The 13225-nt window shown below is 70.8% G+C and carries 11 protein-coding genes; 9 read left to right on the forward strand and 2 right to left on the reverse strand.

The window, feature by feature from the left end; all coding sequences use genetic code 11:
• Positions 1-25: 25 nt before the first annotated feature.
• Positions 26-1117, reverse strand: a complete 1092-nt coding sequence (locus SMD20_RS05115; protein ID WP_329575483.1) for a GNAT family N-acetyltransferase — start codon at positions 1115-1117, stop codon at positions 26-28.
• A 55-nt stretch (positions 1118-1172) separates the two neighbouring features.
• Here SMD20_RS05115 and SMD20_RS05120 point away from each other — a divergent pair, with 55 nt between their 5' ends.
• The 5 genes from SMD20_RS05120 (at position 1173) to dop (ending at position 9316) form a co-directional block, all read left to right on the forward strand.
• Complete coding sequence (locus tag SMD20_RS05120; RefSeq protein ID WP_329575486.1) at positions 1173-2024, forward strand: tRNA (adenine-N1)-methyltransferase; 852 nt, start codon at positions 1173-1175, stop codon at positions 2022-2024.
• A gap of 194 nt (positions 2025-2218) precedes the next feature.
• Positions 2219-3991, forward strand: coding sequence for a proteasome ATPase (gene arc, locus SMD20_RS05125; RefSeq protein ID WP_329575489.1), 1773 nt, complete (start codon positions 2219-2221; stop codon positions 3989-3991).
• Positions 3992-4153: 162 nt separating this feature from the next.
• A complete protein-coding gene (gene hypF, locus SMD20_RS05130) occupies positions 4154-6505 on the forward strand; it encodes a carbamoyltransferase HypF (protein WP_329575492.1) in 2352 nt (783 codons plus the stop codon).
• A 67-nt stretch (positions 6506-6572) separates the two neighbouring features.
• Positions 6573-7715, forward strand: a complete 1143-nt coding sequence (locus tag SMD20_RS05135) for an acyltransferase family protein (protein ID WP_329575495.1) — start codon at positions 6573-6575, stop codon at positions 7713-7715.
• Positions 7716-7801: 86 nt separating this feature from the next.
• The gene (gene dop / locus SMD20_RS05140; protein WP_329575497.1) at positions 7802-9316 is read left to right on the forward strand and encodes a depupylase/deamidase Dop; all 1515 of its coding nucleotides are present in this window, start codon (positions 7802-7804) and stop codon (positions 9314-9316) included.
• A gap of 25 nt (positions 9317-9341) precedes the next feature.
• Here the strand turns inward: dop and SMD20_RS05145 are convergent, their stop codons facing one another.
• Positions 9342-9725, reverse strand: coding sequence for a hypothetical protein (locus tag SMD20_RS05145; protein ID WP_329592430.1), 384 nt, complete (start codon positions 9723-9725; stop codon positions 9342-9344).
• Positions 9726-9904: 179 nt separating this feature from the next.
• Here SMD20_RS05145 and SMD20_RS05150 point away from each other — a divergent pair, with 179 nt between their 5' ends.
• The 4 genes from SMD20_RS05150 to SMD20_RS05165 all read left to right on the forward strand — a co-directional run bounded on the left by SMD20_RS05150 (position 9905) and on the right by SMD20_RS05165 (position 13142).
• The gene (locus SMD20_RS05150) at positions 9905-10114 is read left to right on the forward strand and encodes a ubiquitin-like protein Pup (RefSeq protein WP_329575500.1); all 210 of its coding nucleotides are present in this window, start codon (positions 9905-9907) and stop codon (positions 10112-10114) included.
• Positions 10115-10669: 555 nt separating this feature from the next.
• Positions 10670-11518 (forward strand): proteasome subunit beta, encoded by an 849-nt coding sequence (gene prcB / locus SMD20_RS05155; protein WP_442942443.1) that lies wholly within the window; start codon positions 10670-10672, stop codon positions 11516-11518.
• A gap of 22 nt (positions 11519-11540) precedes the next feature.
• Positions 11541-12371, forward strand: a complete 831-nt coding sequence (gene prcA / locus SMD20_RS05160; RefSeq protein ID WP_329592433.1) for a proteasome subunit alpha — start codon at positions 11541-11543, stop codon at positions 12369-12371.
• Between the two features lie 243 nt (positions 12372-12614).
• Positions 12615-13142, forward strand: a complete 528-nt coding sequence (locus SMD20_RS05165; RefSeq protein ID WP_329575503.1) for a hypothetical protein — start codon at positions 12615-12617, stop codon at positions 13140-13142.
• Positions 13143-13225: the final 83 nt, after the last annotated feature.

Consider the following 13225-nt stretch of genomic DNA (forward strand, 5'->3'; position numbering starts at 1 on the left):
ACGTTCGGGGCTGTCAGCGGCGGCGTCAGGAGGAGCGGACGCGGGCCCAGACGAGGTCGTCCACGCGCCGCCCGCCGCCCTTCGGGAACATCTCCCTGTGCACGCCCTCCCGGCTGAACCCGGCCCGCTCCAGCACCCGGTGCGAGGCGACGTTGCCCGCCTCGGTGCCGGCCACGACCCGGTGCAGCGCCGTACGGGCGAACGCCCAGTCCACCAGCAGCCGCACCGCCCGCGTCATGAACCCCTTGCCACGGAAGCCCGGCATCAGCGAGTAGCCGACCATCGCCTGCCCGAGCGCCGGCGTCACCTGGGTGAGCTGCACGTGCCCGGCGAACGCCCCGGACCCGGCGTCGCGCACGGCCAGCTCGATCCGCTGCCCGGACACCCACCAGTAGCCGGTGTAGCGGCAGCGCCGCTCGTTGTCCTGCAGGGTGCTCGGCGGCCCCACCTTGTACGCGGCCACGACCGGATCGGCCAGCATCCGGTGGAAGTCGGCCGCGTCCGCCGGGGTCATCGGCGTCAGCAGTACCACGCCGTCGGACAGCTCACCGCCGTCGAAGAACGGCAGGTACGGCTCCGCCGGCGGCGCCGCCTCGCCCGGCAGCCGCCCGAAGGTGATCAGGTCGGCGGGGCGGCCGTCGCGCAGCAGCTTGGCCTCGCGCCGGTGCCCCTCCTCGCGGAAGCCCGCCTTGCAGGCCACCCGCAGGCTGGCCACGTTCTCCACCTCGGCCTCCAGCTCGACCCGGCGTACGCCCTGGTCGAACAGCCAGTCGGCGACCGCCCGCGCGGCCGTCGAGGCCACGCCCTTGCCGCGGGCCCACGGCGCGACCAGGTAGCCGAGCTCGGCGACCCGCCAGCGGTCGGGCGGCCGGACGCCGACCGAGCCGGCGTAGCGGCCGTCCTGGGTGATCGCGAACTCGGCGCCACCGGCCTCCCACTTGGCGCGGGCCTGCTCGATGTAGGCGCGGGCGTCCGCCGGCCGGTAAGGAGAGGGCAGCAGCGGCAGGAAGCGGGCCGTCACCGGGTCGTCGCACGCCCGCGTGATCGCCTCGGCGTCGGAGTCGGAGGGGGGCCGCAGGACGAGGGGGCCGGCGGAGATCACGTGGCGCGCGAGCATCCCCCATACTTATCGTGCGTCCGGAGCTGCCCGAAAGCCCTATAACCTTGCCGCCATGGGTTTCCGCAGGCATGGGCCTTTCCGCGTGGGGGATCAGGTGCAGCTCACCGACCCCAAGAACAAGCGCCACACGATCACGCTCAAAGAGGACGGCGTCTTCCACACCCACAAGGGCGCCATCCCGCACAGCGACCTGATCGGGCAGCCCGAGGGCTCCGTGGTGCGCTCTTCCGGCGGCACCCAATACCTCGCCTTCCGCCACCTCCTCCAGGACTACACGCTCGCCATGCCGCGCGGCGCGGCCGTCATCTACCCCAAGGACGCCTCGATGATCGTCGGCATGGCCGACGTCTTCCCCGGCGCCCGCGTGATCGAGGCGGGGGTCGGCTCCGGCGCGCTCACCTGCTTCCTGCTGCGCGCCGTCGGTCCCGACGGCCACGTGACGAGCTACGAGCGCCGCCAGGACTTCGCCGACGTGGCACGCAAGAACGTCGAGAACTTCTACGGCGGCCCCATGGACGACACCTGGCGGCTGGTGGTCGGCGACCTCAACGACTCCATCGACGAGGCCGACGTCGACCGGGTGATCCTCGACATGCTCGCGCCGTGGGAGTGCGTCGACGCCGCCGCCAAGGCCCTGACGCCGGGCGGCGTGATCTGCTGTTACGTGGCCACGACCACGCAGCTGTCGAAGACCGTCGAGGTCATTCGCGATCACGGGTGTTTCACCGAGCCGCATGCGTGGGAGACCCTGGTTCGCGACTGGCATGTCGAAGGGCTCGCGGTGCGGCCGGATCATCGGATGATCGGCCACACGGGGTTCCTCGTCTCCGCCCGTCGCATGGCGGACGGAGTGGCACCCCCGCCGCGACGCCGCCGACCGAAGGGGACGACCGAAGAACTATGACAATTTGGCCACGAGGGTGCGTTGGTGCGTGACACGGGAACAGATCGTCGGGTTCCTGTGCTGGGAGTATTAAACGCACTATTGAGGATTAATCGCCGAACACTGAATGTCACTCTACGAACACTGCCCGGCCAGGTTACGGAGGGGCCCGAGATAGGTAAGGTCCTTAGTAGTCGCCCTCGACTGGGAAGGAGGTGACGGGCGTGGCAGCTCGCGATGATGCTGAGGCTCGAGCCGCGCAGCGCGAACGGGAGGTCGCTGATCTTTCAACACAGGTCTCCTTCCTGCAGGAGGAGATCACCGCGCTGAGGCGGAAGCTGGCCGAGTCACCCCGTCAGGCCAGAGTCCTCGAAGAGCGTCTCCATGAGGCACAGGCGAATCTCGCGGCCGTGACCGGCCAGAACGAACGCCTTGTGGCCACACTCAAGGAGGCCAGGGACCAGATCGTCGCTCTCAAGGAGGAGGTCGACCGGCTGGCGCAGCCGCCGTCCGGCTTCGGCACCTTCCTCGAGGCCAGAGAAGACGGCACGATCGAGGTGTTCACCGGCGGCCGCAAGCTGCGGGTGAACGTCAGCCCCGCCGTCGACGTCGATTCGCTGCGGCGTGGCCAGGAGGTCATGCTCAACGAAGCGCTCAACGTGGTCGAGGCGCTCGGCTACGAAGAGGTCGGCGAGATCGTGATGCTCAAAGAACTGCTCGACGAGGGCAAGCGGGCCCTGGTCATCTCGCACGCCGACGAAGAGCGCGTCGTGCGGCTGGCCGACTCGCTGCAGGGCCAGCCCGTCAGGGCCGGCGACTCGCTCCTGCTGGAGCCTCGCTCGGGTTACGTCTACGAGCGCATACCCAAGTCCGAAGTCGAAGAGCTCGTGCTCGAAGAGGTCCCCGACATCTCCTACGAGGAGATCGGCGGTCTCGGGCGGCAGATCGAGCAGATCAGGGACGCCATCGAGCTGCCCTACCTGCACGCCGACCTGTTCCGCGAGCACATGCTGCGGCCGCCGAAGGGCGTGCTGCTGTACGGCCCGCCCGGCTGCGGCAAGACGCTCATCGCCAAGGCCGTCGCCAACTCCCTGGCCAAGCAGGTCGCGGAGAAGACCGGCCAGTCCGGCAAGAGCTTCTTCCTCAACATCAAGGGCCCGGAGCTGCTCAACAAGTACGTCGGCGAGACCGAGCGGCACATCCGCCTGGTCTTCCAGCGGGCTCGTGAGAAGGCCTCCGAGGGCACGCCGGTGATCGTGTTCTTCGACGAGATGGACTCGATCTTCCGCACCCGTGGCTCCGGCGTCTCGTCCGACGTCGAGAACACCATCGTCCCTCAGCTGCTGTCGGAGATCGACGGCGTCGAGGGCCTGGAGAACGTCATCGTCATCGGCGCCTCCAACCGCGAGGACATGATCGACCCCGCGATCCTGCGGCCCGGCCGCCTGGACGTGAAGATCAAGATCGAGCGGCCGGACGCCGAGGCGGCGAAGGACATCTTCTCGAAGTACCTGCGTACCGACCTCCCTCTGCACCCGGACGACCTGAGCGAGCACGGCGACTCGCGCCAGGGCACCATCCAGGGCATGATCCAGAGCGTCGTCGAGCGCATGTACACCGAGAGCGAGGAAAACCGCTTCCTCGAGGTGACCTACGCCAACGGCGACAAGGAAGTCCTCTACTTCAAGGACTTCAACTCCGGCGCGATGATCCAGAACATCGTCGACCGGGGCAAGAAGATGGCCATCAAGCAGTTCCTCGAGACCGGCCAGAAGGGCCTGCGGGTGCAGCACCTGCTCACGGCCTGCGTGGACGAGTTCTCCGAGAACGAGGACCTGCCCAACACCACCAACCCCGACGACTGGGCTCGCATCTCCGGCAAGAAGGGCGAGCGGATCGTCTACATCCGCACGCTGGTCTCCGGCAAGCAGGGCAGCGAGGCCGGCCGGTCGATCGACACCGTCGCCAACACCGGCCAGTACCTGTGACCCCTTCCCGAGAGGGCCACGGCACCTGACGCCGGCACGACGACGAACGGGAGGGCCTCCGGGCCCTCCCGTTTCGCTTTCCCGGCACCAGGACGTCGGACGCGCCGCGACACGGCGCGTTAGGCATGCGCCGGCCCGCCTCCGAGGCGCACACTTGGCGATGTGACCACTTCCGATCAGACCCGGTTCGATCGGTCCGGGCTCGATCGGCCCGGGCTCGACCAGGCGGGGTTCAAGCGCGTCGAGGTGCACGTCGAGGGCGTCGTGCGGGGCGTCGGCTTCCGGCCCTTCGTGCACGCGCTCGCCCAGCGGCTCGGCCTGGCCGGCCAGGTGCGCGACGACGTCGACGGCGTGCACCTCGACATCGAGGGCGCCCGCACCCGCGTCGCGGAGTTCCTGACCGCGCTCGAACGCGACGCCCCCGCCCTGGCGGAGATCGAACGGGTCACCGTCGTCCGCGCCGAGCCCACCGGCCGCGGCGACTTCACCATCGCCGCCGCCGACCCCTCAGGCCCGCGCCGCGCCGCGGTCCCCGCCGACCTCGCCCCCTGCGACGACTGCCTGCGCGAGCTCACCGACCCCGCCGATCGCCGCCACCGGCACCCGTTCGTCTCCTGCGCCGGCTGCGGGCCGCGCTTCACCGTCGTCCGCGCCGTCCCCTACGACCGGCCGCTGACCACCATGGCGGGCTTCGCGATGTGCCCGGACTGCGCCGCCGAGTACCACGACCCCGGCGACCGCCGCTTCCACGCCCCGCCGATCTGCTGCCCCGGCTGCGGGCCCCGGCTGCGGCTGCTCGACCCGCGCGGCGACGAGCTGCTGGGCGATCCCGTCGCCACCGCCGCCGCCCTCCTGCGGGCGGGCCGGATCGTGGCCGTCAAGGGTCTCGGCGGCTACCACCTCGCCGTCGCCGCGTCCAGCGAGCCGGCCGCCGCCACCCTGCGCCTGCGCGAGCAGCGCCCGGACGAGCCGTTCGCCGTCCTGGCCGCCGACCTCGCGCAGGCCGGCCTGCTCTGCGCCGTCGACGGGAACGCCGCCGCGCTCCTCACCAGCCGGGCCCGCCCGATCGTGCTCCTGCCCCGCCGCGACGCCCCCCGCGCCCCCGACGCCCCGCGGGTCGCGCCCTCCGTCGCGCCCGGGAGCCTGAGCCTCGGCGTCATGCTGCCCTGCACGCCGCTGCACCACCTGCTGCTCGCCGAGGTCGCCGAGCCCCTCGCCCTCACCGGCGGCACCGGTGAGGAGCCCATCGCGTACGACGACGCCGACGCCCTGGCCCGGCTCGGCGCGGTCGCCGACGCCTTCCTCACCCACGACCGGCCCATCCACGTCCGCGCCGACGACAGCGTGGTCCGGCCCACGGCCGACGGGATCGCCGGCGGGGTCGTCGTGCTGCGCCGGGCCCGTGGTTACGCGCCCGAGCCGCTGCCGCTGCGCCATTTCGTCCCCCGTACCGTGCTGGCCTGCGGCGCCGACCGCGAGAGCACCTTCTGCCTGGCCCGCGACCGGCGCGCGTTCGTCTCCCCGCACCTCGGCGACCTGGAGAACCCCGAGGCCCGGCGCTCGTACGCGGCCGGCATCGAGCACTTCCTCGCCCTGTTCGACCTGTGCCCCGAGATCGTCGCCCACGACCTGCACCCCGGACACCGCTCCACCCGGCACGCCCTGGCGATCCCCGGCGTCGAGCACGTCGGCGTCCAGCACCACCACGCCCACATCGCCTCCTGCCTGGCCGACAACGGCGAGCGGGGCCCCGTGATCGGCGTCGCCTTCGACGGGTCCGGCCACGGCACCGACGGCACCGTCTGGGGCGGCGAGTTCCTGCGCGCCGACCTGGCCGGCTTCGAACGGCTCGGCCGCCTGGAGCCCGTCCCCATGCCGGGCGGCGACGCCGCGGTCCGTGAGCCCTGGCTCATGGCCGCGGCCTACCTCGGCCCCGGCGACGGCCCGCCCAAGCTGGACGTCGTACGCCGCAACGCCGAACGCTGGGCCGCCGCGCTCGCCCTCGCCGCCGGCTCCCCGCTCACCTCCAGCGCCGCCCGGCTCTTCGACGCCGTCGCCGCGCTCCTCGGGGTCCGCGACCGGATCACCTATGCCGGTCAGGCCGCGTACGAGCTCGAACAGCACGCCGACCCCGCCGAGACCGGCTCCTACCGCGCCCGCCTCACGCCGGGGGAGCCGCTCACCGTGCACGGCGCCGACCTCGTCCGCGCCGCCGCCCGCGACCTGGAGTCCGGCCGGCCCACCCCGGTCATCGCCGGCCGCTTCCACAACGGCGTCGCCGACGCCGTCGCGCGTGCCTGCACCGCGCTCAGGGACGTCACCGGCCTCACCGCGGTCGCCCTGTCCGGCGGCGTCTTCCAGAACGTGCTCCTCACCGGGCGCACCGTGCGGCGGCTGCGCGCGGCCGGCTTCCGCGTGCTCACCCATCGGCGGGTGCCGCCCGGCGACGGCGGCCTCAGCCTGGGCCAGGCCGTCGTCGCCGCGGCCCGCGATCGGGCCCGCCTATCACCCTGACGCTCCGTGACGGAGGTGAACAGCGGGACGAGGGGAACCAAAGTGATCGCTGTGACGTCAAAGGGGCGTGCGCACCCCCAACCGGCCGAAGCATGCCCGGGAGAACGGCCGGTTGGCCGAGCTCGACCTCCTCCGGTTCCTCGCCGCCCTCGCGGTCGTCGCCTTCCACTACCTCGTGGCGTACGCCAGCGTGTGGGGCGACCGGCCCGCCGAGCTGTTCCCCGCCGTGGCCCCCGTGGCCGGGCTCGGCATCCTGGGCGTCGAGCTGTTCTTCATCATCAGCGGGTTCGTCATCCTCATGACGGTGTGGGGGAAGGGGCTCGGCGCGTTCGCCCGTTCGCGCCTGGTGCGGCTCTACCCGGCGTACTGGCTGAGCCTCGCCGCCGTCGCCGCCCTCTACGGCCTCACCGGCGCCAAAGCCCTGGACCCCAAGCTGTCCACCGGCGAATACCTGCTGAACGCGACCATGTTCCAGCGGCTGTTCAAGGTCACCGACGCCAGCGGCGTCTACTGGTCGCTCTGGGCGGAGCTGCGCTTCTACCTCCTCATGGCCATCCTCGTGCTCGTCGGCGTCACCTACGGGCGCGTCCTGGCCTTCTGCGGGATCTGGCTGGCCGCCGCCCTCGCGCTCAAGCTGCTCCAGCACGGCGACGTCGCCGTCCCCCCGGTGATCACCGAGACCGTCATGCCCGACTACGCCCCCTACTTCGTCGCCGGCATGGGCCTCTACCTCGTCCACAAGCACGGCCACGCCTGGCTGCCGTGGATCTACGTGGCCGCCGGCTACGCCCTGTCGCTCGACAGCGCCCTGGCCCGCGTGCACCGCCGCATCGACGCCGCCGGGTTCAAGAACATGCCGGTCACCGACACCAGCGTGATCATCGCGATCACGATCGTCTTCGCCCTCATGGCGCTGGCCGCCACCCGGGTCCTGCGGCTCAAACCGTCGCGGACGCTGACCGCGCTCGGCGGCATCACCTACCCGCTCTACCTGTTCCACAGCGTCGTCGCCGTCGCCGTCATCCCCGTGCTCAGCGGCGATCTGCCGCCGTGGCTCGTCGCCTGCTCCGCCACGCTGATAGCCGTGCTCCTGTCCTATCTGGTGTACGTCTTTGCCGAACGTCCCATCCAGCGCATACTCAAGCCCCGCGGACGGGCGCGCACCTCGGCGGCTTCCGCCGTACAGATGGAAAAAGCGTCGGTGCCATAACCTTGTGGCCCTGGGGCACTGTGAAGGGCATAGGCTCGGGCATATAAACGGCGGATAGACAGACCCGGACGAACAGAGGATGTTGCATGACGGTGCGTCGGGTGATGGGCATCGAGACCGAGTACGGCATCTCCGTACCCGGCCAGCCAGGCGCCAACGCGATGGTGACCTCCTCGCAGGTCGTCAACGCGTACCTCGCCGCCTCGGCGGCCCGTGCGCGCCGCGCGCGCTGGGACTTCGAGGAGGAGAACCCCCTGCGTGACGCGCGCGGGTTCGACCTGGCGAGAGAGGTCGCCGACCCCACGCAGCTCACCGACGAGGACCTCGGGCTGGCCAACGTCATCCTGACCAACGGGGCCCGGCTCTACGTCGACCACGCCCATCCCGAATACTCCGCGCCCGAGTGCACCAACCCCCGCGCCGCGGTCATCTGGGACAAGGCAGGCGAGCGGGTCATGTACGACGCCGCCACGCGCGCCTCGGCCATCCCCTCCAACGCGCCCATCCAGCTCTACAAGAACAACACCGACGCCAAGGGCGCCAGCTACGGCTGCCACGAGAACTACCTCATGCGCCGCGCCACGCCCTTCGCCGACATCGTGCGCCACCTGACCCCGTTCTTCGTCAGCCGGCAGGTCGTCGTCGGCGCGGGCAAGGTCGGCATCGGCCAGGACTCGCGCGGCGAGGGCTTCCAGATCAGCCAGCGTGCCGACTTCTTCGAGGTCGAGGTCGGCCTGGAGACCACGCTCAAGCGGCCCATCATCAACACCCGCGACGAGCCGCACGCCGACCCCGAGAAGTACCGGCGTCTGCACGTGATCATCGGCGACGCCAACATGTCGGAGATCTCCACTTATCTCAAGCTCGGCACCACGGCGCTCGTGCTGGCCATGATCGAGGAGGGCTTCCTCAGCCGCGAACTCGCCGTCGAGAACCCCGTCCAGGCCCTGCGTGCGGTCTCCCACGACCCGACCTGCCGCTACGAGATCGCCCTGCGCGACGGCCGCAAGCTCACCGCCGTCCAGCTCCAGATGGAATACCTGGAGCAGGCGCGCAAGTTCGTCGAGGAGCGCGGCACCGCCCAGGACGAGATGAACAAGGACGTGCTCGACCGCTGGGAGTCCGTGCTCACGCGCCTGGCCGAGGACCCCATGCAGCTCGCCCGCGAGCTCGACTGGGTCGCCAAGCTCGAACTCCTCGAGGGCTACCGCAGCCGCGACGGCCTGGCCTGGTCCCACCCCCGGCTTCAGCTCGTCGACCTCCAGTACAGCGACATCCGGCCCGACCGCGGCCTCTACAACCGCCTGGTCGCCCGGGGCCGCATGCAGCGCCTGGTCTCCGAGGAGGAGGTGCAGCGCGCCGTCGAGCACCCGCCCAGCGACACCCGCGCCTACTTCCGCGGCCGTTGCCTGCGCCAGTACAGCGAGTCCGTCGCCGCCGCCTCCTGGGACTCCGTCATCTTCGACATCCCGGGCCGCGAGTCCCTGCAGCGGGTTCCCACGCTGGAGCCCCTGCGCGGCACCAAGGCGCACGTCGGCGAGCTGTTCGACCGCTGCCACACGGCCGCCGACCTGGTCGCCGCGCTCACCGGCGGCGAGTGACCGTCCGCTGACGGCAGGCCCCCGCTCACAGGAGGCCGATGCCCAGGGTCAGCGTGCCCGCCGCCAGGCCGGCGCCGCCCGCCATGGTGAGCCAGATGAGCTTGTTCGGCCTGGTGTCGCCCGGGCGGGCCACCGACAGGAAGAACCCCAGCGGCATCAGGACGGGCGCCGCCACGATCAGCACCCGGGTCAGCGTCCTGACGCCCTCGGGGAGTGAGGTCTGGTCCACGTACAGCATCGCCACCAGGGCGAACAGGACCAGCACGCCCGCATGGGCGTGCCCCGCCCGCCACAGGCCCCGCCGGACCGGGTTGTCCCGGTAGCCGGGAACGTTCCGCATCAGGAACGTCAGCAGCGACACACCGCCAAACGCGATCGTCGGGACTGTGATGAGGAGCACACCTGCCATGGTCAGCGACATAGTGGACATTCCGAACCTCCGTGTACGTAGGGGATCCATTGGGGATCCATTATTGGATAGCAACACTATCCAGTCAACCGATACAAGATCGCGCGAGGTTGGGCGCGAAATGTCGGACGGTTCGGGGAAGATATGCCTAGAGGCAGTCCCCCAAGCGGAGGTAGGACATGGCAACCAAGGACACCGGCGGCCAGAAGCAGGCCGGACGGCGCGAGACCGAGGTTGAGGAGACCGAGGCCTCGGCGGCGCCGGACGTTCAGGAGCGTCAGGAGAAGCTCACCGACGACGTCGACGCGATCCTCGACGAGATCGACGAGGTCCTCGAGGAGAACGCCGAGGAGTTCGTCCGCAGCTACGTCCAGAAGGGCGGGGAATAAGAAACCCGGCACGGCACCATCACGATCGAGAGTCACGGCACCACCGAGGACGACGTCGAGCGCGCGCTCGCCCGTCAGGGCGGGCCCTGCGCCGTCGCCCTCGGCGCCCGTCCATGAGCGGTCGGACGGGCGGCACCTCATGAGCTGAGACCGCGAACGGGCGAGCGCTCCGGCAGGGCCGGCGCCTCGCTGTCGCCGTTCGCGCGGGCGCTGATCCTCCGCGTCCTTCCGCGCCCCATCCTTCCGCGCCGTCAGGGGCCGCGAGCGACCGTACGAAGGCCCGGCGTCTCCCAGGCCGGCCACGAGCCCCCGCCGAACACACCCGAGCACACGCGCGGGCGCCGCACGCTGCCGCCGGCCGTGCTGACCTGGCCCCGGCCGCCCCCACCTTCGCCGGCGGCCGTAAGGAAACGATCCGGACAATGATCGGCCCGCGCAGGGGTAGGTTCGCCGCGGCGGGGGAGGGTTCGCCGTGAGCTGATCGTGGGAAGTGCAGACAGCGACGCAACAACAGTAGGGTCGCCCTAGGGACAGTGACGTTTGGGAGGGAGTCGCGTGGCATCGCACAGGGATCTGCCCGTCGGCTTGGTGAATCAGCTTTTCCAGAACAATGGGAGCTCCTCGTTCACGGAGTTCGTCGGCTCCTACGCGCCGGAATTGCTGCCACGGCGGGATGAGGTTCTGGCCACCCCGATCGGCGACCAGGTTCCGCACGCGACCACGATCGTCGCCGCCACCTTCGCGGGCGGGGTGATCATGGCGGGTGACCGGCGGGCGACGTCGGGCAACGTGATTTCGCAGCGTGACGTGCAGAAGGTGTTCAGGACCGACGACTATTCCTGCATGGGCATCGCGGGCACGGCGAGCACCGGCATCGAGTTCGCCCGGCTGTTCCGGGTGGAGCTCGAGCACTACGAGAAGCTCGAAGGCCGCACGATGTCGGTGGCGGGCAAGGCCAACCGGCTGGCGACCATGATCAGGGGCAACCTCGGCATGGCGATGCAGGGGCTGGTGGTGGTGCCGCTGTTCGCCGCCTACGACCCCGACAGGGACGAGGGCCGCATCTTCAGCTACGACGTGGCGGGCGGGCCCTACGAGCGGGAGCGGTTCGACGCGATCGGCTCCGGCTCGATCTTCGCCCGCGGGTCGCTGAAGAAGCTCTACCGCGACGGCGCGTCGGTCGACGACATGGCGATGACGCTCATCCAGGCGCTCTACGACGCGGCCGACGACGACTCGGCGACCGGCGGCCCCGACGTGACCAGGAAGATCTGGCCGGTCGTGGGCGTCATCGACGCCGACGGCTTCCGCCGCCTCACCGACGAGCAGGTCGCCGGCTACGTCGACCAGATGCTCGAAGCCCGGATGATCTCGCCCGACGGCCCCATCGCCCCGCTGCGCTAGAAAGGACCATCTGCCCGTGTCCATGCCTTTTGGATATGCGTCCCCTGAGCAGATCATGCGGGACAAGGCCGACTACGCGCGCAAGGGCATCGCGCGGGGCCGGTCGGTCGTCGTCCTCCAGTACGTCGACGGCATCCTGTTCGTCGCGCCCAACCCGTCGCGGGCGCTGCACAAGATCAGCGAGATCTACGACCGCATCGGGTTCGCGGCCGTGGGCCGCTACAACGAGTTCGAGGAGCTGCGGCTCGGCGGCATCCGCTACGCCGACATCAACGGCTACACCTACGACCGCTCCGACGTGACCGGGCGCGGCCTCGCCAACCTCTACGCCTCCAACCTGGGGCGCATCTTCACCGAGTCGATCAAGTCGCTGGAGGTGGAGGTCGTGGTCGCCGAGGTCGGCGAGACCAAGGACGGCGACGCCATCTACCGGCTCACCTTCGACGGGTCGGTCTTCGACGAGCACGGCTTCGCCGCCATGGGCGGGCAGGCCGAGGCGGTCGCGGGGCGGCTGAAGGAGCGTTACCGCGAGTCGATGTCGCTGGCCGACGCGCTTGAGGTGGCGCTGACAGCGCTGACCGAGCCGGGCGGGGAGCGGCCGCCGGTGGCCCAGCTCGAAGTGGCGGTGCTCGACCGCAACCGTGAGCACCGCAAGTTCCTGCGGCTGACGGGGGCCCGGCTGGAGCGGCTGCTCGGCCAGACGACCCAGCCGCCCGCCTCGCCGCCCCCGTCGGCCGAGTCGTCGTCGGAGCCGCCCTCCACCGGTTCCGCCGGCTCGTCCGGCTCCTCCGGCGACACCCCGCCGCCCACGGGCCCCGAAGGCCCGGTCGACGACGGCTCCTCACCCCTGTAACCCCACACCGCTCCCCGGCGGGGCCGCCACCTACGCGGCCCCGCCATCTGCGTTGCCGGGCTCTGTGCCGCTTCGCCGTCTGTGCCCAGCGCCGTGTGTGCGGCGGGCATGTGGGTTGCTCCTGCCGTTGGCGCTGCCTCGAACGTTCGCGTTGCCGCTTTCGCGTTGCCGGGCCGGGGCGGTGTGAGCTGGATCACCCGGGTGGGGGCGAACCGGAGGCGGGCGGCGTTGGTCTCAAAGGGCGTGAACACATCGTTGCGCACCCTCCTCGCTGGCGGGGCGGCCGCCGCCGCGCTGGTGGCGTCCGGCGGCGCCGCACAGGCCGCGACCGCCGCCTACCCCCACTACAAGGCGCCGAAGATCTTCGGCACCACCTTCCAGCCCGATCCGAAGCACGACTTCACCAAGCGCATCAGCCCCCGCCACGACGGGATCCTGCGCGGCTGGATCACCCACGTGAGCGGCGGCGTGGCGGAGTACCAGCCGATCAAGTGGAAGCGCGACAAGCACACCGAGGGCTACTTCGTGGGCCCGGGCGAGGGCGACGCGACGGCCTACGCCTCGCCGATCGCGAAGAACGTGGTGTTCCTGTCGGCGTACGGCTGCAAGCAGGCGGGCGGCTCCCTCACGGTGAGCAGGAAGACCGGCCTGGGCGCCAAGCGGTGCTCGACGTCGGTGCTGGTCAAGCGGCACGGCAAGCAGCGTCAGCCGGCCCTCATCACGGTCTACCGGGGCAAGATCGTCAAGGTCCAGGAGATCTACGTCCCGTGAGCGCGCCGCCGTGCTCATTCAGGGGCGGGCACGGCGCGGCCAGCAGGGACGAAACACCCCATTCGGGGCCGACATTGAAAACA

Origin of the sequence: Nonomuraea sp. LP-02, assembly GCF_036289125.1 — a bacterium.
GTDB lineage: Bacteria > Actinomycetota > Actinomycetes > Streptosporangiales > Streptosporangiaceae > Nonomuraea > Nonomuraea bangladeshensis.